The 23,088-nt window shown below is 70.7% G+C and carries 21 protein-coding genes; 13 read left to right on the forward strand and 8 right to left on the reverse strand.

Features of this window, described 5'->3' with window-relative positions; translation table 11 throughout:
• The first annotated feature begins 132 nt into the window (after positions 1 to 132).
• Positions 133 to 321 carry a hypothetical protein gene (locus tag FRAEUI1C_RS04355; RefSeq protein WP_013422068.1) on the forward strand — a complete coding sequence of 63 codons (189 nt, stop codon included), beginning with the start codon at positions 133 to 135 and terminating at the stop codon, positions 319 to 321.
• Between the two features lie 454 nt (positions 322 to 775).
• Here FRAEUI1C_RS04355 and FRAEUI1C_RS04360 read toward each other — a convergent pair whose 3' ends face one another.
• Together FRAEUI1C_RS04360 and FRAEUI1C_RS39310 are read right to left on the reverse strand one after the other, a co-directional pair.
• A complete protein-coding gene (locus FRAEUI1C_RS04360; protein ID WP_013422069.1) occupies positions 776 to 1,204 on the reverse strand; it encodes an ester cyclase in 429 nt (142 codons plus the stop codon).
• Between the two features lie 697 nt (positions 1,205 to 1,901).
• A complete protein-coding gene (locus FRAEUI1C_RS39310; RefSeq protein WP_269724409.1) occupies positions 1,902 to 2,186 on the reverse strand; it encodes a DUF6042 family protein in 285 nt (94 codons plus the stop codon).
• A 28-nt stretch (positions 2,187 to 2,214) separates the two neighbouring features.
• On the opposite strand from FRAEUI1C_RS39310, the gene FRAEUI1C_RS04370 reads away from it, so the two are divergent.
• Entirely contained in the window at positions 2,215 to 2,439 is a 225-nt protein-coding gene (locus FRAEUI1C_RS04370; protein ID WP_041258840.1) for a hypothetical protein, read from the forward strand.
• 665 nt (positions 2,440 to 3,104) lie between these two features.
• Positions 3,105 to 3,614, forward strand: a complete 510-nt coding sequence (locus tag FRAEUI1C_RS04380) for a hypothetical protein (RefSeq protein WP_013422071.1) — start codon at positions 3,105 to 3,107, stop codon at positions 3,612 to 3,614.
• Positions 3,615 to 3,678: 64 nt separating this feature from the next.
• On the opposite strand, the gene FRAEUI1C_RS04385 is transcribed toward FRAEUI1C_RS04380, so the two are convergent.
• The 3 genes from FRAEUI1C_RS04385 to FRAEUI1C_RS04395 all read right to left on the reverse strand — a co-directional run bounded on the left by FRAEUI1C_RS04385 (position 3,679) and on the right by FRAEUI1C_RS04395 (position 6,488).
• A complete protein-coding gene (locus FRAEUI1C_RS04385; RefSeq protein WP_041258845.1) occupies positions 3,679 to 4,485 on the reverse strand; it encodes a DNA-directed RNA polymerase subunit alpha C-terminal domain-containing protein in 807 nt (268 codons plus the stop codon).
• Positions 4,486 to 4,608: 123 nt separating this feature from the next.
• Complete coding sequence (locus FRAEUI1C_RS04390) at positions 4,609 to 5,136, reverse strand: NUDIX domain-containing protein (RefSeq protein WP_013422073.1); 528 nt, start codon at positions 5,134 to 5,136, stop codon at positions 4,609 to 4,611.
• A complete protein-coding gene (locus FRAEUI1C_RS04395; RefSeq protein WP_013422074.1) occupies positions 5,133 to 6,488 on the reverse strand; it encodes an NsdA family TPR-like regulatory protein in 1,356 nt (451 codons plus the stop codon). Before FRAEUI1C_RS04395 ends, FRAEUI1C_RS04390 begins: the two co-directional genes overlap by 4 nt.
• Before the next feature lie 233 nt (positions 6,489 to 6,721).
• On the opposite strand from FRAEUI1C_RS04395, the gene FRAEUI1C_RS04400 reads away from it, so the two are divergent.
• From FRAEUI1C_RS04400 to fxlM, 3 genes are all read left to right on the forward strand, one after another.
• Entirely contained in the window at positions 6,722 to 7,138 is a 417-nt protein-coding gene (locus FRAEUI1C_RS04400) for a serine integrase family protein (RefSeq protein ID WP_013422075.1), read from the forward strand.
• A 101-nt stretch (positions 7,139 to 7,239) separates the two neighbouring features.
• Complete coding sequence (locus tag FRAEUI1C_RS04405; protein WP_232425293.1) at positions 7,240 to 7,815, forward strand: ATP-binding protein; 576 nt, start codon at positions 7,240 to 7,242, stop codon at positions 7,813 to 7,815.
• A gap of 184 nt (positions 7,816 to 7,999) precedes the next feature.
• Positions 8,000 to 9,235 carry a methyltransferase, FxLD system gene (fxlM, locus tag FRAEUI1C_RS04410; protein ID WP_269724410.1) on the forward strand — a complete coding sequence of 412 codons (1,236 nt, stop codon included), beginning with the start codon at positions 8,000 to 8,002 and terminating at the stop codon, positions 9,233 to 9,235.
• Between the two features lie 20 nt (positions 9,236 to 9,255).
• Here fxlM and FRAEUI1C_RS04415 read toward each other — a convergent pair whose 3' ends face one another.
• Both FRAEUI1C_RS04415 and FRAEUI1C_RS04420 read right to left on the reverse strand, forming a co-directional pair.
• On the reverse strand, positions 9,256 to 10,527 hold the full coding sequence (locus FRAEUI1C_RS04415) for a lanthionine synthetase C family protein (RefSeq protein ID WP_013422078.1): 1,272 nt from the start codon (positions 10,525 to 10,527) through the stop codon (positions 9,256 to 9,258).
• Positions 10,524 to 13,328 carry a lantibiotic dehydratase gene (locus tag FRAEUI1C_RS04420; RefSeq protein ID WP_013422079.1) on the reverse strand — a complete coding sequence of 935 codons (2,805 nt, stop codon included), beginning with the start codon at positions 13,326 to 13,328 and terminating at the stop codon, positions 10,524 to 10,526. The genes FRAEUI1C_RS04415 and FRAEUI1C_RS04420 overlap by 4 nt, the downstream gene beginning before the upstream one ends.
• A 763-nt stretch (positions 13,329 to 14,091) precedes the next feature.
• On the opposite strand from FRAEUI1C_RS04420, the gene FRAEUI1C_RS04430 reads away from it, so the two are divergent.
• The 7 genes from FRAEUI1C_RS04430 to FRAEUI1C_RS04460 all read left to right on the forward strand — a co-directional run bounded on the left by FRAEUI1C_RS04430 (position 14,092) and on the right by FRAEUI1C_RS04460 (position 21,492).
• Positions 14,092 to 14,943, forward strand: a complete 852-nt coding sequence (locus FRAEUI1C_RS04430; protein ID WP_013422080.1) for an SAM-dependent methyltransferase — start codon at positions 14,092 to 14,094, stop codon at positions 14,941 to 14,943.
• A 54-nt stretch (positions 14,944 to 14,997) separates the two neighbouring features.
• Positions 14,998 to 15,864 (forward strand): SAM-dependent methyltransferase, encoded by an 867-nt coding sequence (locus FRAEUI1C_RS04435; RefSeq protein ID WP_013422081.1) that lies wholly within the window; start codon positions 14,998 to 15,000, stop codon positions 15,862 to 15,864.
• A gap of 91 nt (positions 15,865 to 15,955) precedes the next feature.
• Positions 15,956 to 16,408 (forward strand): hypothetical protein, encoded by a 453-nt coding sequence (locus tag FRAEUI1C_RS04440; RefSeq protein ID WP_049806816.1) that lies wholly within the window; start codon positions 15,956 to 15,958, stop codon positions 16,406 to 16,408.
• Positions 16,405 to 17,334 (forward strand): thiopeptide-type bacteriocin biosynthesis protein, encoded by a 930-nt coding sequence (locus FRAEUI1C_RS04445; protein WP_013422083.1) that lies wholly within the window; start codon positions 16,405 to 16,407, stop codon positions 17,332 to 17,334. The genes FRAEUI1C_RS04440 and FRAEUI1C_RS04445 overlap by 4 nt, the downstream gene beginning before the upstream one ends.
• Positions 17,335 to 18,378: 1,044 nt before the next feature.
• Positions 18,379 to 18,777, forward strand: coding sequence for a hypothetical protein (locus FRAEUI1C_RS04450; protein ID WP_232425294.1), 399 nt, complete (start codon positions 18,379 to 18,381; stop codon positions 18,775 to 18,777).
• Entirely contained in the window at positions 18,771 to 19,706 is a 936-nt protein-coding gene (locus tag FRAEUI1C_RS38910) for a hypothetical protein (protein WP_013422085.1), read from the forward strand. Before FRAEUI1C_RS04450 ends, FRAEUI1C_RS38910 begins: the two co-directional genes overlap by 7 nt.
• A gap of 973 nt (positions 19,707 to 20,679) precedes the next feature.
• Entirely contained in the window at positions 20,680 to 21,492 is an 813-nt protein-coding gene (locus FRAEUI1C_RS04460) for a hypothetical protein (protein WP_013422086.1), read from the forward strand.
• A gap of 1,122 nt (positions 21,493 to 22,614) precedes the next feature.
• Here the strand turns inward: FRAEUI1C_RS04460 and FRAEUI1C_RS04465 are convergent.
• Positions 22,615 to 22,962: a hypothetical protein gene (locus FRAEUI1C_RS04465; RefSeq protein ID WP_013422087.1), complete on the reverse strand. Its 348-nt coding sequence runs from the start codon at positions 22,960 to 22,962 to the stop codon at positions 22,615 to 22,617.
• Positions 22,963 to 23,088: the final 126 nt, after the last annotated feature.

Raw genomic sequence — 23,088 nt, forward strand, 5'->3', positions numbered from 1 at the left:
ACTCCCATCTGCAATCATATTGTTGTGCAACCATACGTTAGCGCAACGGGTAGGTTGTGGATATCGCGGGTGGGGACGTCGCCGGCTGCCGGCCGGTCGGCCAGTCCAGGCCATGCAAGGAAGGGGACGATCATGGCGTACGACGAGGGGCTCGCCGTCCGCGTGCGCGACCTGCTGAGCGACATCGGTCCCATGGTCACGGAGAAGCAGATGTTCGGCGGTGGCGATCTTGGACGCTGCCTTCGTGGGTCAACCCGCGTTGAGTGGCTGGCCGGTTTCGAGCAGGGTTTTGAGGCCGGACAGGCGTGGACGCGGCGTTGAGCAACGAGACCGCGTGGGCGAGCCGGTAGGCCGAATCGGTGGCGGCGAGAGCCTGGCAGATCGCGGCGGCCCGCCACCGAGGCGGGCACCCGCGACCCGGTGACGCCCGTCAGCAGGGCCCCGACCTCGGTCTCGGTCAGGCCCACCAACCGCAGCCGCGTCACCGACGACTCCCGGGCCAGCGCCGGCCGCCACCGCGACACCCCTGACGGCCCACGGTCCAGATGCAGCCCCGCCAAGCCCTCATCCACGTCGGCGGACGCGACCAAAACCCAGCCGAGTGGCGCGGCGACGGACCTCGGGCCGAAAGATCCACTACACCTTCGGCGTTCGGTTCGGCGCATTCCAAAATTTCAGCGCCCGGCTCACGGCCCCGCCCGACGACGCGACACTCAGTGGGCATCAAAAGGGCAAATTCCAGCGATCAGTGCACCACCTGTTCGCCGACCGGCGCTCAGCGCGGCGGAGGCTTCAGCGCACCGAGCTGCAACAGCATCGCCAAGTCGTCGCGTACAGCCCAGCGTTCGGAGATCCGCCCGTCGACCAGCCGGTAGGCGAAGGCGACGTCTCTCCGGTAGGTCCCGCTCGGCACGTCGAAGCCTCGGAACGTTCCTCCGGGCCACTCGTGCTCCCGCACGCCGAACTGGACGACCAGGTCGCCCTCCGCGACGATGTGCGACTCCACCCAGCGAGCCGGATGCTGATCACGGCGGGCCCGCAGCAAGAACTGCCGCGTGCCCTCGATCCCCGTCGGCATGTTGGGTGCCAATGCATGGTTGACCATGTCGGGCGTGCACAACGCATCTAGCCGACCAAGATCGCCACTGCCGTTGCTCAGCTCGTCCAACTCGCGAACGACCGCCTTGTTGCGCTCTGTATCCACTCTGCCGAGTGTTCAGTAGTCCCCCGCCGAGCACAACGCGACCGCCCAGATGTCGCGGGCCGCGAGAGCGGGCCGAGAAGGGGCATCATCGGACGCTGGCGACGGTGGTCGGCACGGTGACGGTGCCCCCCGCTGCGCGATCCGAACGCGTGGCTTCGCCACGGCTGTTGCAGGAGTGGGAGAACGTCCCCCGCTGTTGAGTGCCGCGGCACTGCGCGCCCGGCTCGCTCGCGGCCGACGGTCCTCGTCTCCCTAGAACCGGCGCTAAGGCTCCGAACGAGACCGGCACGTCGGCGGCAATGATCAGACGCGCGAGCCCCGGCCCGACCGCGGTCGGATCCCAATAGCAGCCGGCGCGCTGGTGGGTCCGACGGCTGTTGCACGAGGCAGTCCTTCACCGGGTCGACGCCGCGATCGCGGTGGGTGTCGACCATCCGATCGAGCCGGCACTCGCCGCCGACGGGATCTCGGAGTGGCTCGACCTGCTGGTCGCGCTGCCCGGCGCCGCGATGCTGCGAGACGGGTCGACGATGCACCTGCACGCCACGGACGAGGGTCTCGGTGCCGATGGGGAGTGGATATCCGCGGCCCGCGGTCGCCGTATCCGGGGTGACAGCACAGAAGGCGACACCGCATCGCCCCCGCGACGCGTTTCGCCGGCTAAATGGCCTGGCATTACGGCCACGCGGCGGGTTGCTTACGGCACGGTTGGGTCGGGTGGTGCGTCGTCCGGGTTGGCTGCGGTCGTGGCCAGCTGGGCGACGAGGGCGGTGGTCGGAGCGAAGATGTGGGTGTGCGCGGCGTCGTAGCTGGCCCAGTCGATGGCGAGCACGAACCGGTCGTGGGCCCCAGCGCGGGCGAGGTCGGTGTCGCTGGAGGCGTAGGGCTCGTCGAGCAGGAGGAGCATCCTCTCCCGGACGTCGTAGACGTCGATCTCCCATCGGCGCGCGATCTGGGCGAGAGAGGTCTCGAGGCAGGTCAGGCGCTGGTCGCCCTCGGCGGGTCGCGAGTTGGAAGACCCCGATGTCGCGGGCCAGGTGCTCCAGTCGGGTGAGCATGACCGCGCGTTCGGCTTTCTCCCGAATCAGCTCCTCGGACAGCGCCGCCGGGAGTTCGCCGCCGTTCAGCGCGTCGAGGGCTTCTTGCTCGGCGTCGAGGGCTTGTTGTTCGGCGACGTAGGCGAGAGTGTCGTGCTCGGGTCGGGGGCCGTGGCTGGCGGCGCTGTTCCTCGATAGGTACGGCCGGGTCAGGGTCCACGCACGTCACGCTAGACCTTGTGTGAAGCCGTCGCCCCCTGGTTTGTCCCTGGATTTGTGAATCGGCTGGTGGGGCTTCGCCGAAGGCGAGCAACGAGCATCGCGCCGGGCGGCGCGCAGCCTCGATAGCGACGCGGCCCAACCTCTTGGCGACCAGAGCTGCCAGTCCGCGTCCGGGTGCTGTCCCTGGCCGGTTCGCCAGCGTTCGGCGGGCGTCGATCACTGATCGGCGCCATGAGACCGTCCGGATCCTCGTCGTCACTGATGAGGATCTCGCCGTTGGGGGCGCAGGCCCATCAGCGTGGGCTGCGGAGCCGCCCCCTGTTGGACCTGCTGTGGCGGCGGACGGTTGGGCGGTCCTGCGCCCGTATCAGGGGCGAGGGCGAAAACATCTTCTGGCCCCACACGTGGGCGGGCCGCCGGCGGGGGATGGCGGACGGTTCGGCGTCACGGTCGCCGTATCTGAGGTGAGGGCGCACAGGCCGCCACCGTGCCCCGAGTGGGCAGCGACGCCAGGTTTCCGGGCCGGTCGCGGACGGTCGGGTCGGCCGGTGTGCCGCATCGAAAGTGACGGGTCGACATCGGCCTGGCGGCGGTCCGCCCCGGACCGCCGACCGGCAGGGACAGAAGGGAAGGGCCGGGTTATGAACAGCGAGACCGCGGAGCTGGTCGAGGACATCACTGGCCGGGTGCAGCGTGCCGTGTGCGCGGGTGACTATCCGGCGATCGTGGGTTTGCAGGGTGAGCGGACGCTGGTCGTCAGCGACTACGACTACCTGTTCAACTGGGCGACGGCCCTGGAGTTCGAGATCCGGACTGCCGCACGGGCGCAGGCCAACGCCACCTATCGGTGGGTGTTCGCGGTCGCGCAGGTCTGGTTCAACGACGGGGAGACGATCCTGGCTCGGCCGCTGCATACCGCGCCGTTGCAGCCGGAGGAGACCGAGGTGATCAGCTGGATGAGCTACGACGCCGACGACGGCGTCGACTACGGCCGGGTCCTGTTCGCCCGCCGCCCCAACGGCCAGCCCGTCTTCGATGACGCCGAATACTTCGACACCCCGATGCACCCCCTCCACCGGCTTCCGGGCTCCGCGATGCACCGGCTGCTCATGGCCGGTATTCCCGACCTCGCCGCCGCCCTGCCACGCTAACCCCGGCCCGACGACGAACCGACGGTTTCGGCCCTGCGGTGATCCAACGGCGGTTGTTCCTGCGCTATCTAACCTGTCGGGCTAGCCGCGCGGCGGTCGAAGGGAGCGCGGGAAGGAACGGCTCCGAGGTCGCCAGGGCGGCCTGGTCGTGGGTCTCGTCGTAGGCGTCGAGAAGCTCGTCGGCGCCCGCGTAGAGGAGGATGTCCCTCACTACCGGGTCCGCTGCCGGGACCGGTTCGCCGTCGAGTGAGCCGAGGATCTTCTCGATCCGCTCGGCTGGGAGCCCGACCGCGGCCAGCCCACGCAGGAAGTCCCGGTAACGCGCCTGATGCTCGGGCCGCAGCCGGGACGCGAGGTCCTCGGGGAGGTCCTCGCTGGATGCGTCGGACTCGGGCGAGGCCAGATCGATCCGGAAGTTTGCCAGTGCCGGATCGGCCAGGGCGGCGCGGATCTCCGCGAGCACGCGCGGGCCCAGGCCGCGGAACTCCCGAAGCACCTCGTCCGGGAGCGCGGCCACCTCCTGGGCGAACAGGAACGGCGCCCGCTTCAGGATGTTCGCCGTCCGGACCGACAGCAGCGCGTACAACGCCGAAACCGGCGCCCGCTCGGCCGGCAACTCATGCAGCCCCCAGCCAGGTACCTGACCAGCCCGCAGGACCTCGCGGACCTGGTCCGCGAACTGGCTCTGACCGAGCACGAGGACTTCACGCGCCCGCACCAGGCCATACAACGTCACCTCGTCGCCGGCCCGGTCCGCGTACTGCTCCCGAATCACCGACAAGCACGACCGGCTGTGCAGGAACTGCGGCGCGACGACCATCAACGCCTCCCGCGCCGACCGGCCCGCCCACCCGGCCGCGGAATCCGTCATGTGAAACAGCCGACGATCAGACCCAACGGTTCCCGGGCTCATACAGGAACACCTCCAGATCTTCAGGACGCACGCCAGATTCGGGACATAGACCCGGGGCTCTGGGGCACTTGATGGCTGAGGTCAGACGTGGCCGTCCTGAAGGTATGAGGCCACGCCACGTTCGAGTGCGGTGAGGGCGGCTTGGGCGCGGCGCCATACGTAGGGGCGCAGTAGCCGCGCGGCTTCGTTCGGTGCGCAGAAGCGGACGGCGGCGAGTTCTGGGTCGCAGGGATGGAGCGCGTGGGCTCGGTCGGCGGGCAGAGTGCCGCCGTCGAAGACGAAGGCCAACAGGTCGTCCCAGGGGCCGTGTGGGGAGACCCAGTCCACGCACAGCAGTTCGCCCACGGGTAGGTCGAGGTCCAGTTCTTCTTTCAGTTCGCGGCGCAGCGCGTCACGGGGTGGTTCGTTGGCTTCGGCCATGCCGCCGGGGAGGTCCCAGTCGGGTTTGTAGGTCGGGTCGACTAGCAGGATGCGTCCGTTTTCGTCGCGGACGAGGGCGTCTGCGGAGACTCGTTTGCGGGCTTGTCGGGCGTTGCCGTCGGCGAGGCGGGCGAACTCAGCGGCGTCCCGGCCCCGTTGGCTGCCCTCCCACTCCTGCGCGGTGCTCATGCCAGCTGGCCGGCTGGCAGCGCCGTGGCGACGCGGCCGAGGAGATCGTCGACGACCGGTAGGCCGAGGTGCGGTTCGAGTCGGCGGCCCAGCGTCCGCAGGTGGTCGACGACGCGGTCGGAGTCCAGACGCGTCGCGGCGTCGAGCACGCGGTTACCGGCCTCGCAGGTCGCGTCGAGGTCGCCGCGCCCGAGGTGGACGGTCGCGAGGGTGAGGTTGGTGAAAGCGCGGCTTCGGACTCGGTCTGGTGTGCGCAACTCCAGGACGCGCAGGGCCTCGCGTTCGGCCGCCGTCCAGTCGTTGAGATCGCGCAGGCAGATCGCGGCTTCGGCGGCGAGCGCCGCTTCGTCGAATGGGCTCAGCCATTCGTCGCCGGTGGGGATCGCGCGAGCCAGTTCTTGTTCGGCGTCCCGCAACGCGGCAAGGCTGGCGGCCGATGAGCCCGCCAGGGCGTTTCCTCGGGCCGTCATCACGTGCAACCGGCTTCGCAGCGCCCCGCACTGCGGATCATCCGGCGTCAGCGCGAGTCCCGCCATGGCGAGGCGGACGGCGTCGTCCGGGCGGTCATTTTCCAAGGCTAGCTGGCTCTGGCTGACGAGGGTTTGTGCGCTGAGTGCCTGGTCGCCGGCCGCGGTAGCGAGGCCGAACGCCTGGACGAAGTGCTGGGCGGCGAGGTCGCCGCGGTTGTCGTCGTAGGCTAGCCATCCCGCCATGTCCGTCAGCGACGCCGCGGCTGAGAAGATCGCCGATGGTGGGTATTGGTCGCCGACCAGGTGCGGAGCGACCTCCGTCTGGAGGAACCTGACGACCACGGGGTACAGCCGGCCGCTACCGAGTTGGCGATCGGCGGCCCGGAAGGCGAGCGCAGCGGACCGGATCATATCGAGTGTTCCTCCGGCCACGGGGACCGGCCGCGACGGCTCGGCGCTGGCCACCATGACCGCCGCCGGCGTCGATCTCGGTTGCCCGGGGAGGTCGAACCACAGCAGGCGTGGCGGTATGCGCAGCGTGCGTGCCCAGTGCGCCAGCCGGTCGAGATCGCGGACAGGTGGCCCGGTCTCGATCCTGCTGACCTGAGCCTGCGTCATGCTGAGCCACCGGGCCAGCCGCTCCTGGCTGATGATCCGGGGATGGTGGGGGTTCAGGCGATAAGCCACGGAGACCCGCCCGATGTGTTGGGCAGTGAACGCATCCCGCAGGTGGTCGGTGTGCCAGAACTGCTCCGGCACTGCGGGCGCGGTGTCAGGCGCTAGCCGGCTTTGACGGTCGCATCGGGCGCACACGGGGTTGGTGTTGTCGCGTGCCAGCCGATTCCCGCACGAGCGGCAGTAGCGGCTCGACGCGGTGTCCATGATGGTGCCCTGCTCCTCGTTGCGACCGTCCGGGTGCGATTCGCCTGCAGTGTAAATCCATGGCGCCCTGACGGGTGTGGGTTTAGTCGCGCCGCGTATGAGGGTCATACATGAACCGGCATAGCCCGTCTCGTCTGGTCTGCGCACGCTTACGGCACGCTCTCGGGGCCGAGCCGAGGACGACTCCTCGGCCTCGGGCGCTAGCCAGCGGCCGAACCCGGACGGAGGTAGCTGTGGACACCGGGCCGATCCCGAACCATCCGACGAGCGAACCAGTACGAACGGTGTACGGCTACATCAGCGTCGAACACACCGACGAAGCCGTCATCGAACGTCTGCGCACCCGGCTCACCGAGCACGCCCGCGCGGTAGGCATGAGCCTCACCGAGATTTTCATCGATCGCTGCGTACCCCCGGGGCGTGTCGTGCGACCTGGCCTCAACGTTCTGCTCGACACCATCCTGCGATCGGGTGGTGATGTCCTCGTGATCGAGGTCGATCACCTTTCCTCGCTGCCTGCGGTGCGCCGAGCGATCGAGGTCGAGATCGAGGTGCTCGGAGCGCGCCTCCATACCGCCACCGCCCCCAAGGCTGGCGAACATCAGGTTGGGCCGCAGACGCGGCCCGTTGCGCGTCGGACGATCGCATGAGCCTCCCGCGAACGGCGCCTCCACGGTCCGTGCCCCGTAAGCCGGTGACGAGTACGGGCTTCCATGCGCCTGCCGGGCGGCCCGCGACCGAGCTTGTCGCGGTGGCTCGATTGTCGCCGTGCGACGCGGCGGTACCCGTGGTCCGTGCGCAGGCCGTCGCGACGCTGACGGCCTGGTCGGTCGACAGCCAGGCGGTCGAGGTCGCCGAGTTGGTCGTGTCCGAGCTGGTGACCAATTCCGTGCGCGCTAGCCGTCCCCGGGACGAGTTCGTCGCGGTCCGGCTGTCCACCACCAGCGGTTGCGTGCTGGTCGAGGTGTGGAGTCGACCCGACACCACCTTGCCCACGGCGCAGCACCCAGACGGGGACAGCGAATCGGGCCGAGGCCTGTGCCTCGTCGAGGCGCTCACCGACCGGTGGGGCTCCTACCGTGCGACCTCGGGCGGGATTGTCGTCTGGGCACAGTTCCCCGGCGCTGTGGTGCCTGTGCAGCGCCTCCACGACGAGCAACCGCTGCCCGCGCGTACCGCGCGACCAGTACCGGAACCGAGGGTCGCTCCGGCGCGCGCACCCGGCCTGCCAGACATCACCTTCAGTACCGATCCCGCGGTCCTGGCACGGACTGCCGAGCGCCTGCGTGCGCTCGATGCCTGGCACCACCACCCAGTCCCGTGTTGACCGGCCCGTGGCGAATGCCGGCCGTAGCCTTCCTTGCCGAGCATGACGACAGTCTGGAGGCCGGCTGGGCCGCGCTCTATCTGCCTGCCACACCTCACTTGGGAGCTCGCGGTGATGGGGGCAAGCGTGACACGAGAGAAACGGTCAGTGACCGACGAACTACGCTGAGAGGGTGATCCTAGAGGTGGGAACTGCCGACGCAGACAGACTGAGAAACGCGATGGTCGACGGCCTGCGGCCGTGGGGCGCGGCGCTGAGCGGCCCGGTAGACGCGGCGATGCGGACCGTGCCACGGCACGTGTTCGTGCCCGGCGTCTCGCTGGAACGCGCCTATGGGCCGGACCCGGTGGTGACCCATCGCGACGGCGAGGGAGTGCCGGTCAGCTCGGCCTCCGCCCCGGGCACGGTCGCCGGGATGCTTGAAAAGCTCGACGTGCGTCCTGGCCAGCGGGTTCTGGAAATCGGTGCTGGGACTGGGTACAACGCGGCGCTGCTCGCCCAGCTGGTTGGCCCGACGGGTTCTGTGACCACGATCGAGTACGACGAGGCCGTGGCGTCCGCTGCGCGTGCCGCGTTGAGCGGCCTGGGCGTGGCTGTGACGGTGGTGCACGGGGACGGCATGCTCGGCGCGCCTGGACAGCCGACGTTCGACCGGATCGTGGTCACCGCGGGTGCCTGGGATATCCCGCGTGCCTGGTGGCAGCAGTTGGCCGAGGACGGGCGTCTGGTGGTGCCGCTGCGGATACTCGGACTGACCCGGACGGTGGTCTTCGAGCGGGCCGGGGCGGTGCTGCGTAGCCGATCGGTCATGGAGGACGGGTTCATGCCGATGCGCGGCGTCGGTGCGGTTCGTGAGCAGAACATCTCGGTCGGTCCCGGCCCGGACCTGGTGGTCCGGCTCGATGACGAGCGCGCGGTGGATGCCTCGGCGCTGCAGGACGCGTTGGATCATCCTGCGGCGGTGTGCTGGACCGGTGTCGCGGTTGCGTGGGGTTGGACGGAGCATCTCGATTTCTGGCTGGCCACGCTGGAGGGCTTCTGTCGACTCTTGGTGTCGCGGGCTGCGGTCGATGACGGCCGGCTGATGACGCCGAAGGGCCCGTGGGGAAGCATGGGCCTTGTCGAGGGTGGGACGTTGGCGTATCTGACGACGCGTCCGGGTCCGACCGAGGACGCCGCGATGCCGACCTATGAGATCGGTGCCTGCGGCTACGGGCCGCGGGGCGCCGATCTGGCGGCCCGGCTCGCCGAGCGGGTACGCGACTGGGATCGTGATGGTGGCCAGGGTGTCCAGTTGTGGATCGAGGCGCACCCCGGGAGCGCCGGACGTCCTGAGGTGTCGGGCGTGCTGCTCGCGGTCGACAAGCGCGACAGCCGGGTTCTTGTCCTCGTAGCGGAACAGGCAGCCGCCGCGGTCTGACCGGCGGTGTCGGGGCCGTGTTAGGACAAGAGCAGCAGGGCGTCCCAGGCCGTGTGCAGGTCATGGGAAACGGGGAACGCGGCGTGCTCGGCGAGCGCGAGCGCCGTTCCGGCAGCGCCGGTGAGGAAACCGGGCCGGTCGGTGGCCGTGCTGCCGGCGACGTGTGCGAAGCAGAAACGGTGCGTCGGGTCGAACGCGTCGGCAACTGCGGTCGCCGCTTGCCTGGCAAGAACTGGGTGGTGCATGGCATGGGCGGTGCGTAGGACACCGGCGTGCCCATGGCACAGCGTCGGCCCGTCGACATCCCAGCGGCCCGGCCGGTCCGCGAGCGCGCGCAGCGCGTCGCGCGTGGCGTCCTGCGTCGTGGATTCCTGGCCGGCCTGGCCGGCGAGCGTGAGCGCGCGGCTGATGCCAGGGATGCCGTAGCACCAGGCGTCGGCGCGTCCGACTGGCGGGTCGGCGCGGCCGGCATCGAGTTCGTCGCCGGTGATATGCGGCGGCCAGGTCCCTGTTCGTTCGTCGCGCCAGCGCAGCAGCCAGGCGGCGGCCTGGGTGATGGCGTCGCGCTGCCCCGGGACGGTGCATCCGGCCTGGTGCCCGATGGCGAGTAGCGCGAGCGGTCCCGCGATGCCGTGGGCCATGCCGGTGGTCGCCGCGCCGGAAGGATGCGCGTTGACGGCGGCTGGGTGGCGGTCTGCGGGCAGCCACCAGCCGGGCCGGCTTCCGGCCGGTTGGTTGATCAGTCGGGCGAGCGTCGTCAGGGCAGCCAGGAGACCGGGTTCGGCGGCAGCGTGTCCTGACTGGTGGGCGGCGAGCAGGACCCGGCCTGCCCCGGCGAGGCCGGTGATGACGTCGTAGATGTGCCAGGGCGTGCTCACCGACCCGTGGACGAGGGCCGCGCGGTGGTGCTCGGCGAGGGCGACGGCCTGTGCGGACAGCCAATGAGTGGCTCTGGTGGTGCTCGTGGCGTAGCTGGCCGGGTCTGGGAGATAAGGAACGCCGATGATCAGCGACGCGGCAAGGCCAGCGCCAGCGTGGAAGACCCCGAGGTGGTTTGCGTCTCGCGGCGTCTGGCGGGCTGCGTGAGTCCAATGGTCCGCCGCCGCCGAGGTGAAATCTGGGTGGAGAACTGCCAGCCGGGCGTGTAGCAGCGCAGTTCCAGGCAGGCCGTCGGCAAGACTGCCAGCGGCCCCGGCCGCGAGAGCCTCCGTCACGGTCTCGGGACGTAGCAGCCGTTCGGCGACGGCGAGGCATTGCCGCTCCGCGTCGCCCCTCAGCGCGTCGTCGGTCATCGTGACGCCGTCTCGCGGGCGAGGAGGCCGGCCGCCAGAGCCCTGGCGATGCGTTCTTGGGCGGTGTCGCCGAGGAGCCGGTTGGCATGCATGTGGATCACAGAGGAGGCGCAGTCCGCGCGCCGCCCGGCAGCCAGACGGTCGTGATAGGCGCGCAGCGCGTCTGACTGCCTCTCCCACGCGGGGTGAGACAAAGGGAGGGCGATTGTGCCGTCGCGGACCGCGTCGGTTACGAGGCGGCGCAGCTCGGCGAGACGGCGGTGGGAGGCCCGGTCGAGGCGAGGGCGGCCGAGCGCGGCGGGATCACCGTCGGCGACGGTGCGCGCCACCGTCGCTGCGGTCAGCGCGGCCACGACGAGCCGCTGGTCGGGCTCATCGGTCGCGGCCAACGCCGCGAGCACCAGGTCGCTGTCGACCGCAAAAACCTCCTCGGCTGCCTCGATCGTCGACGGGCCGCCGTAGCGCTCGATCTCCTGGTCGTAGGGCTCGACGCTGAATCCCCGGGCGAGGGCGTCCGCCACCAGTCGCGCCCCCCATTCGGAGACCGCGGGCAGCAGCTGGCCGCCGAGTATTGCCGGCGCGCCGTGGAATCGGACCCGCAGATGAGGGCCGATGGCCGGGCTGCGGTAGCGCAGCCAGAACCAGCGGTCGAACAGTCCCCGCAGGCCCGGGAGGAGCGCCGCGAGGCCGGTGAGGATCTCGTCATGCTGATCTGTCGGTGCGCCGATCGTGAGCGACAGCCAGGGGCCGCCCGGCAGGTGAAGCCCTGCGCCGGCCGGCCGGGGTAGCGCGCTGATCGGACGAGGTGGGGCTGGCAGCGGTTTCGTGGCGGCGAGCGGGATGACGAGTTCGAGCAGATGGCGGCCGGAGGGGCCGGTGACGACGTCCTGGATGGTGCCGTCGCCGCCGGGCTGTTCGGTGACGGCACGAAGCCCGCGCCGTACGTAGCGGCGTAGCAGCTCCGCGTCCCGCGGGTCGTCGAGGTCGAGGGGGAGCTGTCGTTCGCCATCGTCGGTGACGACCACATTGGGCAGGGGTGGGACAGTGGACAGCCGCCAGGAGGTCAGCTGCGCCGCCCACACCGACGGTTCGCTGGCGGCGTCCGTCAGCAGCCTCGGCAAGCGCCACCGGGCGGGCGCGACAATCGTCGACCGGTACCGCACCCGTGGCTGGAAAGCGGTGTCACGTAGCGACCCCCAGGAAAACAGGCACCACGGCCGGGATCCTGATCGGCCCAGCAACGCCAGGAGCCGGGCCTCCGCCGGTAGGTAACGCGGCCCGATCCGGGAGTTCAGTACCGGCACGACCTGACACCCGCGTTCCTGTGACCACAGGGTGAGGCGGTCAGTGTCGGCCACGACCAGCAAGTCGTCGAGTCGCAGATCACCGTGTCGGGTAGGGACCCCGACAGGGATACGAAGCTGGGCCACACCGGTCGGAGGGGCGACCGTCGCAAGCACCGGAATGCGGGGGCGGACTACGACTTCGGCGACGAGCGCGCCCGCCGGAGGGTCGGGAACCCGCGGCTGGCTGCCCGGCAGCAGTGAGGTGAACCGGCCGGCGCTCGACCCGGCGTCCTGGGTGCCACCGACGTAGAGCGCGAGGTGTAGCCGGCCGGCCGCCAGGTCCTGTTCCGAGGAGGCGAGCACGCGGGCGTACGCCTCCGCACCCGGCGGCGGTGGCTCGGCGCCGGGCGCCCCGAGCGCGGCAATGGTCGCCTCGTCCAGGACAACCTCAGCCTGGCCGCGAACGGTTGCGTCGCCGAGGACAGCGGCGAGGACCGCGAGGCGTTCCGGAGATGCCTGCGCTGACTGGATGCTGGTCTCGATGCCTTCGTCGCCCAGGCCGAGGACCGGGTCGACGACCTCCAGGAACGGGACGAACCGGCCGTGCCCCCAGCGTTCGACGAAATGGGCGTGGTAAGCGGCGAGCGTCGGCATCGCGCAGCTCATCGTCCACAGCACGCTGACGGCCTCGGCGGCGTCCTGAAGCAGCCTGCGCGGCACGGTGATGGCCGCGTCGGCGGCGACGTCCACACACAGCGGGTTGTCCTGGCCGCAGACGTGGGCGGAGGACTCTCGCGCGGAGGTGAGAGCCGCGAGCCGACGTGCTGACCCCAGCGGGAGTTCGTCAGCGGCGCGCAGCTGGTCCCGCAGACCCGCCAACGGTCCGTCGACGTCGCAGCCGTCGGGCAGCCGGCCGAGCAGGTGCCGGATTGGATCGTCTCCCAGATCGTCGGGCAGCAGGTCGGTCAGCAGGAACCCTTGGCGAGTCATCTCGACGACCATGCCGCGCATCACGGCTTCCGGGACGGCCGGCCAGCGGTCAATCACTGCGGCCCTGATGGCGTCGTAGCCGGCCCCCTGCTCGCAGGAACGCAGGACGAGGGTGGTCGCCGCGGTCGCTCGGATGGACACGAGTTCCGGCGCGCCGGAACCGAGCGCCGGCCGCTCTCGCTCGAACCGCTGGCCGCGGCGGCGGACCAGGTTGTTCGTCGTCAACGTGAGTCGCTCGACGACGCCGGGAGCGTCCAACAGTTTCTCGGCGAGGACGGTCAGCGAAACCGGGCTCGGGGCGCTGCGAGAGCGATGATCGCCGCCGAGACGCAGCGCGCAGCCACGTTCGGCGACGACCACCGTCTGGACGCCCGCGAACACGGCTCGCGGAGTCGGGCGTAGCCGCGCGCGACGGTCGAAGGCGCGGACCGTTGCCGCGAGGCGGCCGTCGCCGCATGCGCCGAGGACCGAGGGAACGGCCGTCCGTGAGGTAAGCGTGATCCCCTCGGCCAGGACCGGGTCCAAGACCCCGCCTTCCCCATCACCGCCACCCGCCGGAAGCATCGGGATGCGCGCCAACACCGCGGCGCCCGGCAAAGGCGCGAACAGCCGTGAACGCACTGGTGGTCCCGCTAGTCGCAGTTCCTGCACGTGGCCGAGCAACCCACACTCGGGCAGGTGGCGGAGCAGCCGTCGTCCGTGCAGTCCGTTGTCGTGTTCGAGTCGACGATGTCGGGTACCGGCGCCACCCGAGTACCGAGGTCGAACAAGTCCGCGGTGAGGCGGTCAAGAACTGCCGTGTCCTCTGACATGGGAACTCCCCTCATTTGGGCCGTCGCCGCCGGCGGCCAGGACGAAGTCAACTGGGCCGGCCCCCGGACCCCGTGGCGAGGGAGCGACAGCACCCAGTCAACTGTGACAGCCAGAAGGCACACCGATCCGCCAATCCGGCGTTTGCAGCTACTGAGCCCGGCCTGCGGTCAGGAAACCGCCCAAGACGGCCGGTCTAGTTCTGAAACACCCTGAGCGTCGGCTCTTCGGGAGAAAGATCGCCATACCAGAGATCGCATAGCAGGCATACATAACACGCATAGACAGCTCCGCGAGGAGTCCTAGTCTGCCCCGATAGCGGCGCGCGTGAACCAGGATGCGAGGGGGTGGAGGTGGTGAGGTCCGGGTTCGGCGGCGGCCTTCGACGGCATCAACGCCGGGACGGAGAAACCCCAGGACGCCACTGTCTCTTCGCTGCACGAACAACATCTGATACGGGCGGGGGACATCGGCAGCCATGACCTTGGACTATCCCGAGCGCCAGCTTGGTGGTATCGATCTGCGCACGGATGTGCCGCACTCCGCGCGCATGTACGACTACTATCTGGATGGGAAGAACAACTTTCCGCCAGATCGGAAAGCTGCTGAGCTTGTGTTGGCGGAGTTTCCGCAGGCGAGGACCGTCGCACGCCAGAACAGGGATTTCCTGCGCCGCGCTACCCGGTTCCTCGCCGCCCACGTGGGTATTCGACAGTTCCTCGACGTCGGTACCGGGATTCCGACATCGCCTAATCTCCACGAGGTCGCCCAGGCGGTTAGCCCGGCTGCGCGGGTCGTCTACGCGGACAATGATCCGATCGTGTTAGCCCATGCCCGCGCACTGCTGACGAGTCATCCGGAAGGCGCGACCGCCTACCTGGACGCGAACCTTCTCGACCCCGCGCGGATCCTCGGCTCCGACGAGGTTCGGGACACGTTGGACCTGACCCACCCGGTCGGCCTGTCGCTGATCGCGGTCCTGCATTTCCTGCCCGACGATGTCGACCCGCACGGCATCGTCGTGGCGCTGCTGGACGGCCTACCCGCGGGCAGCTATCTGACGCTCACCCACGCCACCGGCGACTTCGCCCGCGCCCAGGCCGACCAGGCCGCCGCCGTCTACCGGGCCCGCGGCATCCCCGCCCAGACGCGCAGCCGCGCCGAGGTCGAATGTTTCTTCGACGGCCTGGAACCGGTGGCCCCAGGTGTCACAGTGGCGCACCGCTGGCGCCCCGACGCCGCAGGTGCCGCTAAAGCGCCGGGCCGAGACGGCGGCACGTTGACGGACGCCGAGGTTTCCTGCTACGCGGGCGTCGGGCGTAAACCGTGATCCGCCCGCGCGGCTTAGTCCATTTCCTTTTCTTTCTGCTAGGGAGCGCACGTCATGCCCTCGGTCGACCCCGACGATCGGCTGCCGTGGCAGGCTTCCGAATTCATGTTCGGGCTGGGTGGGTTGGATGTGGGTCGGGCGCAGTCCGCCCGGATCTTCAACTATCTGCTGGGTGGGAAGGACAACTTCCCGGTCGACCGGGAAGTCGGTGACAGCGCGCTGTCGGTGTTTCCGAGCCTGGGCGTGCTGGCGTGGGAGAGCCAGGCGTTCATGCGCCGCGCGGTTGCCTATCTGGCCCGTGCGGGGTTTCGGCAGTTCCTGGAGATAGGCGTCGGCCTTCCCGTCCGCCGCAATCTGCATGACGTGGCTCAGCGGATCAACCCGGCCGCAACGGTCGTCTACGTCGATCACGACCCGATGGTGGTCCTGCATGCCCGCGCGTTGCTGACGTGTCGGCCGCCGGGCTGGACCGGCGTCGCGCAGGGCGACCTGCGTGACCCGTCGGGCATCCTCGCCCAGCCGGCGCTGGCGTGTTTCGCCCCTGACGAGCCGGTTGTCCTGAGCCTGATCGGGGTCCTGCCGTTCCTCGCCGACGCCCACGACCCGTACGGCGTGGTCGCGACGCTTCTCGCGGGGCTGCCGGCGGGCAGCGCGGTGATGCTGACGCATCTGACCGGCGACCAGGCGCCCGAACCCGTCGGCCAGTTGGTGGGCGTCTACGAGGCGGCGGGCATTCCTGTCCAGGCGCGTAGCCGTGCCGAGGTCGCCGGTTTCCTCGGCGGTCTGGAGTTGCTCGGCCCGGGTCTGGTCTCCTGCCAGCGCTGGCACCCGGCCCCGGCCGACCTCGCCGAGCTCACCGACCTCGTCGCTTCGCCGACCGACGGGGAGGTCAGCTGCTATGGCGTCGTCGCCCGCGCCTAGACGCCCGGCCTCCCGCGACGGAGGTACACGGACGGCCAGTCGACCTCCATCGACCGCGCGGCTGCGCGGCGACGATGGCGGGGCTGGCGGTGTGGCGCGGGTGCCCTGGCTGCGGCTGCCCGTGGGAACGGGCAGGTTACTGATCCGCCGCTGGCCCGGCCACACCGGCGATGACGGGCAGGACCCGGTCGCGGACCTGATCAGCGACGCCGCCGGCGTGACGTTCCGCCCGGTACGACCGGCGGAGGCGGCGCGAGCGGCGATCGCGCTCGCCCGCCTCGACCACGTGCGCCACGTGGTGATCTGCCCGGTCAACGGAGCGCCTGGGCAGATGGCGCTGGCGCTCGCGGTCGGTGATCTGCTCACCCCGCCGTCGCAGCGCGGGCTGCCGGCGACGGTGACCTGCGGGACCCAGCCGCCGCTGGACGGCGGCCTGATCACCGTCGAGCACGACGTGGTCCTGACGGCCCCGGGTGGGCGTAGCGACCGGGTCGTCTGGCAGATCTTCGTCACCCACCCGGGGTGTTCTGGAGGGGTCCTGTGATCGAGCGACCTGTGTCGGCGGTGTCAGTGGGGCGGATGGTCGACGCGGTGCGCGCGGCGCTGGCCGGTGGTGATCTGTGTGAGGTCGCGGCGACGCATGGTCTGACGGCCGACCGCCTTTCTGCGGCGATCGCGGCGTATCACGAGGCCGGCAGCGTGGCGTTGGCGCGGCCGGGGGACCGTTGGTACGCCAGCCGGCTGATGTTCCCCACCCAGGCCTATCCCGAGACAGTCATGGCCCAGGTCGTGGGCCCGGTCCTGGACAGCCTGGAGTCCTGGGGCACAACGGTCGACTGGTGGTTCCTGCGGCGGGAGAGCGACTGGCGGGTCCAGCTGCGCTACCCGGACCCGGCCGTCCTCGGGGAGTTCCTCCACGACCTCGGCAAGAGACGGCCGGTCGCGGCGACGCAGCCGCAGATCCACGAACCGGACGTGGCGGCGTTCGGCGGAATGACCGGGACCACGATCGCCTACGAGCTGTTCGTCGCGGACAGCCGCGGCATCCTCGACCACGCCCGGCGGATCGACCCGCCGCTGGGACGGCGCGACCTGGCGATCGCCCTCGGAGACCTGCTCCTTGCCGGGGCCGGCCTGACCTGGACAGCCCGGGGCGGGGTCTACGCCGGTCTCGCGGCCGGCTCGCCTCCCGGTGAGGCGGCGGGGCCGGCAGGGGCCGGGCCGGTGGGTGCCCACCTGTACTCGTTTGTGACCGACGCGGCCACCCGTGCGGCGATCAACGGGCGGTGGGCCGCCGCCGCCATGACCGCCGGGGAGCGCCTGGCCGACGCCGCCCACGACGGCCTGCTGACCCGCCCGATCACCGACATCCTCGCCGTCCTGCTCCGCGCTCACTGGGCCCGCCTCGGACTATCCGCCCCCGCCCGCGCGGACCTCATCCGCACCGCGACCGACGCCTACCACCAGTGACACCACTGCCGCGTCGACCCGACGATCCCTGGCCGTCGAGGTCGGGGGCGCCGCCGGTCCGAGCGGCACCGTGTTGGCGGGCGCGGCGTCAGCGACGGGCAACCGTGGAGGCGGGCGGCATCGTAATGGTGAGGATCAACCACACGACCGGAGGGGAGAACGAGAACCACGTCCCCTACGAACGCGACCTGACAGCCTTCAAGGTCACCCGCGCGGACGCCCTCCGGCGGCTGCCCATGACCTGTCCGGCGCGCCCGCGCAACGCTGCCGCCGGCACTCTGCGACCTGCTGCTCAAGTTGACGGTCGGTCACCAGTCGGCTTGCTCGGCTAACGGCGTGGTCGAGACGGCAGGAACTGCGAACATCGGGTGACTCGCCGTCCTTGGGGCATATCGACGGTCACTTAGGTGCCATCTGGGTTTTGCTCGTAAGCGAACGCCTTGACGGTGTGCGGGTGCCCGCGAGGCGCTATCCGGGCTACGGACGGGAACGGTCCGCTGCGCCGCACCTGAGCAGTGGTCCGAGACCCGTGCCGGCCGCGAGCCACCGTTGCCCGACAGCGGCGCCCATCTCGGCCCGACCGTGACGCCGGATCCGCTGTCTCGATCCCAGGTAGGCAGCCCGCACCGGACCTCAGCCTGCCGTGCGTGCAGACCAGTGCGGCTCGTGGCGGAGCCGCCCGCTTCCGATCATCCTCGGTGGTTACTTTTAGTCAAGAGGCGCTACAGTGCGGCGTATTCTAGGGGTGGGCTGCCTGGGTGTCGTCGTGACCTTTGTCGCCTTGTCGGGAAGCATGCCGGCCGCCGATAACGATGCCGTTCGGTGTGCGCGGTCGGCGATGGGGCGGTCATCATGGGTCACGCAGCGGCCGGTCGCAGTGGCCCTTACCGGCTGTGTATCGCTGTGGTGTGCGCGGTGGCGCTGCTCGCGGGCTGCGGCGGCGGATCGCATGCTGGGCCGCCCGCAGATTCCCCAGCCGCCGTCGGGTCCGCTGTGGCCGGTGGGCCTTCGGGGACGCCGAGCACGGCAGCCGACCAGCGGGCGGTGGACGAGGCGCTGGCCGCCTACCGTGCGATGTTCGAGGACTGGATCGCGGTCTCCGCCACGTCGGACTACCAGAATCCGCGGCTGACCGAGCATGTCAGCGGGCGGGCGCTGTCGCTGCTCTACCAGTCGGTGTACCTGGACAAGCAGCATGGCCTGGTCGTGAAGGGCCGGCCTGTGCTCGTGCCAAGCGTCACGGCGCTGGGCCCCGAGCCCGACCCGAGCCGGGCGACGATCGTCGACTGCGCCGACGACACGAACTGGCTGGACTACCGGCTGGACGGCCAGCTGCAGGACGACACTCCTGGCGGCCGGCACTTCGTCCAGGCACTCGCGCTACGGACAGACAGCACCTGGAAGATCGATCAGCTCGTCATCAAGGACCGCGGCACATGCTGACCGCCCGGCGCGTCGCCGCCCTGGTCGTCGTGCTGGTCGTGACGCTCGGACTCGGGGCTGGCCAGGCGCGGGCCGGCGGTCACTTCGACGGTTCGGCGAACTGCGACAACCAACTCCACGGCTGCGACCTATGGGCGTCCGTCGCCGGCGCCCCCCAAATGGCGGCCTCCGTCCCGACGGCCGCGGCGAAGGCCCCGTCAGGCGGGCAGGTCTGCCGCCCGCCGGGTGCGCAGGCGCCGGTGCCGTGCGTGGACCCGGAGTTCGGCTGGCTGGGTAGCGATGGCTGCTACTACAAGCCGGCCACGGACTTCACCCCCGCCACCACGATGCTCGCCGCCGTGACACCCGGCGTCGAAGGCGGCTGGTATGAGTGGAACTGCCTCGGGGTCAGCACAGGAGGCGGCGTCCGCTGGCTGCCGAACACCGCAGCCGACCAGTTCATCCCCGTCACCCCCCAGATCCTCGCCCAGCGGGCAGAACGCCGCCTCGGACTGCCGGTCCTGCGGATCGTGATGAACCCGGTGGCCGATCAGCTGGTGGGTCTGCCGACCTGGCTGTGGGTCGACACCGCCGGCTGGGCACCAGTGTCGGCGACGGCGACGGCGGGCGGGGTCGCGGTCACCGCGGTGGCCAGGCCGGTGTCGGTGACCTGGTCGATGGGGGATGGCGCGATCGTGACGTGTGCCGGCCCGGGGACGCCGTACACGCAAGGCCTGGACCCGAAAAGCGCGTCACCGGACTGCGGCTACACCTACCGCCACCGGTCTCTCGACGAGCTCGGTGGGACGTTCACGGTGACCGCGACGATTCGCTGGGATGCCTCCTGGGCCGGCGCCGGCCAAGGCGGGCAGTTCCCAGGGCTGACGACGGTGTCGGCGCGGCAGACCCGGGTCATTGATATTCCCGCGCTCACCACCGGTGGCGGCTGAGAAACCACCGCGGATCGCCCTGGCTGGGCGCGGCCCGTGCTCGGACTACCGGAACCGCCCCGGCGTGCCGACGGAATTTCAGCCGGTGTGGAGTAGTGCGCATCAGGTGCGTCCGGGCATGGCGAATTCCCCCCAACGCGTCAGCGGAGTTGGTGACCGCCGTAACCGTGGGAATCGCGGTTCGGCCGTCGTGAGATATTTTCTCCAGCGAACCGAGCGAACCGCTCGCCGTGTTCACCGCAGCGGGCAGGCCTGCCACGGCGGCGGCTCCTCGCCGCCCGAAGAACCCGCGGACGGGCTCCCGACACCGCGCTGTCGGGCTTGCACCCGCAAGCCTGCCATCGGCCGGACCGGCCGGGACAGCTGACCGTAACCCGCGGCGCCTAGCGATCTTGCCAGCGGTGAGTATCGGCTGGTCACGCGCCCTGCGTGGCTCGTCCTGGGACCGGCCCGTCGCATCGGCTCGGCGCCAACGGCCCCGAGCGGGCCAGCCTCGGCAACCCTCCACCCCATCGCACCCCCTGTCCGTTAGCCAATACGGTCGCCCGTTTGATGGGCTACCCCACGGGCCGGGGTTCCCGCAGGTCAGCGGCCCGCTGGCACTACCGGAGTACAGCCAGACTGGGTTAGCGACAGCGTTCCTTTATTAGTCGCGCCGGGGGGCGGGCGCGCTGGAGGCGCGGGTCCCGTGTGGTCGGGTGGCTGTTTCACTGCTCCACTCTCCCCATTTAAATCTCTTTGTGTATGACTGCCGATGCAGGAATCCGAACTCCATTTCCTTTCCCCTCCCCATTCTTTTCTCTCCCCCCGAAAAGGTCTCTGGCCTGCGGAAACGCGGCCGGAAGAATCATGGGAAATGCGCGAGAAGGGCGCCGATTGGTATTGAATTCCGCGCGCGCGGGAGGGACTATTAGATATCGGCGCGTCGCGCTCGGCGTGCGGCGCTAAATCCCTCTCTTGCATGGAGCCTTCCATGTCGCATTCCTTCATTCCGCCTGTCTTCTCTCGGGACATTCCTTCGACTGTTGCCGGTGAGGCGGCGACGGCTGAGGACATGGCGCGGGTCACTGAAGCGGACTGGGCTGAGATCGTCGGCCACGCCCGTCGGTACTGTCGGAAGATCGACGCCACCCGGTCACGGAAGCGTGCGGACGGTTCGGCCACGATCGCGCGAGACGGCTACGGGAGCTACGGCAGTGACGACGTGGCCGACGACGTCGCCCAGGACGCCGTCCTGATCTTCGCCCGCCGGCTCGGTGTGATCATGAGCCGGTGTGTGGTCGCGTCCGTCAACGTGGCCACCCGCGAACCCGACCAGTGGCAGTACCAGCCGAAGGTGGGGGAGATGTTCCTCGCGGATCGTGCCCTGATCCGGGCGTGGGCCGTGCCGGAAGCGGCCAAGCGCAACGGCTACCGCCCGGTCAAGCCCACGGACGCCACCTCGCCGGAAGTGGTCGACCAGCGTGCCCGGTATCTGGCCACCGTCACGTTCCTCGCGGGCATGTCCGAAGCGATCTTCGCGGAAGCGTGGGCCGACGGAAGCGACTTCCCGATTCTCAGCAAGGTCATGGACGTGGCGAGCCGCGCCGATGACCTCGGCCGGACCGGTGTGTTCTCGGGCGTGGCCCAGCAGATGTACGGCGGCAAATACGGCTCGGGACGTCCCGTGCGCAAGGTCCGGGACGCTGCCCGCGCGGAAGCACACGAACTCACCGAACGCTGTGACGCCATCCGCGACCGACTCACCTACCAAGAACAGCCCAAAGACCACCCCCCGACCGACTGACACCCCAGCACCGACCAGGGAGCCTCCGAGCACAGCTCGGAGGCTCCTCCCCTTTTCACCGTGCCGGGCTCCGCCGGCCGTGCCGGGCTCCGCCGGCCGTGCCGGGCTCCGCCGGCCGTGCCGGGCTCCGCCGGCCGTGCCGGGCTCCGCCGGCCGTGCCGGGCTCCGCCGGCCGTGCCGGGCTCCGCCGGCCGTGCCGGGCTCCGCCGGCCGTGCCGGGCTCCGCCGGCCGTGCCGGGCTCCGCCGGCCGTGCCGGGCTCCGCCGGCCGTGCCGGGCTCCGCCGGCCGTGCCGGGCTCCGCCGGCCGTGCCGGGCTCCGCCGGCCGTGCCGGGCTCCGCCGGCCGTGCCGGGCTCCGCCGGCCGTGCCGGGCTCCGCCGGCCGTGCCGGGCTCCGCCGGCCGTGCCGGGCTCCGCCGGCCGTGCCGGGCTCCGCCGGCCGTGCCGGGCTCCGCCGGCCGTGCCGGGCTCCGCCGGCCGTGCCGGGCTCCGCCGGCCGTGCCGGGCTCCGCCGGCCGTGCCGGGCTCCGCCGGCCGTGCCGGGCTCCGCCGGCCGTGCCGGGCTCCGCCGGCCGTGCCGGGCTCCGCCGGCCGTGCCGGGCTCCGCCGGCCGTGCCGGGCTCCGCCGGCCGTGCCGGGCTCCGCCGGCCGTGCCGGGCTCCGCCGGCCGTGCCGGGCTCCGCCGGCCGTGCCGGGCTCCGCCGGCCGTGCCGGGCTCCGCCGGCCGTGCCGGGCTCCGCCGGCCGTGCCGGGCTCCGCCGGCCGTGCCGGGCTCCGCCGGCCGTGCCGGGCTCCGCCGGCCGTGCCGGGCTCCGCCGGCCGTGCAGTTGCTGAGGCGGGGTGTGATGGCCCTGCTGCCGCGTGGTTTTTGCTTCGCCTGGCAGGTCGGCGCTGCTTCCTCCTCGCCGTCCTGCCTGCCCACCGGCCTTCTCGCTCGTCTTCCCACCTGCTTGTGCCTGATCGCGTCGTGGGCTGGGAAGATGGCGTTGCGCTGAGCCGCGCTGACCGGTAGTCCGTGCTGGGTCGGCATTGCGCCGTTCGTTGGATCCGTGCGGATGGTGCCCGGGTGGAGCCGTGTCTGCCGGTGGTGGCTTCCTGCCTACTTGTGAGCGGCACCGTGGACCTATGCGACCACCTGGCCGAGTTCGCGGGCGGGCAGCCGTGTGAGGTAGAGCCGCGTGGGGCGCATCGGCAGCCAGTGGATGATCGCCCAGTTCTCCTCTCGTTCGTGGAGCCGTAGGCCGGCGACGCCGAGGAGCGTCCCGTCGGAGAGGGTCGGTAGGAGGAGTTCGAGTACGTGCGTGAGTGTCGGGCCGCCTGCCCACTCGAACCGCGCCGTCGTGCCTGCGGTCCACCCGTCGGTCCAGTCGGACGAACCCAGCGAGGTACGCAGTTCCGCGGTGACGAGGCCGAGTAGCTCGTTGGCTGGGGTGCGGTCGCGGCCGAACGAACTCCATTCGGCTTCGGACATGAAGGGCCCGCAGAGAGGCGAGCTCGCTGCCTCGGGCTCGCCCCCGTCGGCTGCACGTAGCTCGGGACGCTCGTTCGCTGGCCGGGATGGGTCCTGTTCGTCATGTGGCATGGCGGCGACCATACG

Source organism: Pseudofrankia inefficax (genome assembly GCF_000166135.1).
Lineage (GTDB): Bacteria > Actinomycetota > Actinomycetes > Frankiales > Frankiaceae > Pseudofrankia > Pseudofrankia inefficax.

Coding starts and splice junctions, on each gene's coding strand:
- FRAEUI1C_RS04355 (WP_013422068.1), top strand. CDS start 133: ATGGCGTACGACGAGGGGCTCGCCGTCCGCGTGCGCGACCTGCTGAGC.
- FRAEUI1C_RS04380 (WP_013422071.1), top strand. CDS start 3,105: ATGAACAGCGAGACCGCGGAGCTGGTCGAGGACATCACTGGCCGGGTG.
- FRAEUI1C_RS04460 (WP_013422086.1), top strand. CDS start 20,680: ATGTCGCATTCCTTCATTCCGCCTGTCTTCTCTCGGGACATTCCTTCG.
- FRAEUI1C_RS04465 (WP_013422087.1), bottom strand. CDS start 22,962: ATGTCCGAAGCCGAATGGAGTTCGTTCGGCCGCGACCGCACCCCAGCC.
- FRAEUI1C_RS04395 (WP_013422074.1), bottom strand. CDS start 6,488: ATGGACACCGCGTCGAGCCGCTACTGCCGCTCGTGCGGGAATCGGCTG.
- FRAEUI1C_RS38910 (WP_013422085.1), top strand. CDS start 18,771: ATGCTGACCGCCCGGCGCGTCGCCGCCCTGGTCGTCGTGCTGGTCGTG.
- FRAEUI1C_RS04430 (WP_013422080.1), top strand. CDS start 14,092: ATGACCTTGGACTATCCCGAGCGCCAGCTTGGTGGTATCGATCTGCGC.
- FRAEUI1C_RS04415 (WP_013422078.1), bottom strand. CDS start 10,527: ATGACCGACGACGCGCTGAGGGGCGACGCGGAGCGGCAATGCCTCGCC.
- FRAEUI1C_RS04385 (WP_041258845.1), bottom strand. CDS start 4,485: ATGACGGATTCCGCGGCCGGGTGGGCGGGCCGGTCGGCGCGGGAGGCG.
- FRAEUI1C_RS04390 (WP_013422073.1), bottom strand. CDS start 5,136: ATGAGCACCGCGCAGGAGTGGGAGGGCAGCCAACGGGGCCGGGACGCC.
- FRAEUI1C_RS04435 (WP_013422081.1), top strand. CDS start 14,998: ATGCCCTCGGTCGACCCCGACGATCGGCTGCCGTGGCAGGCTTCCGAA.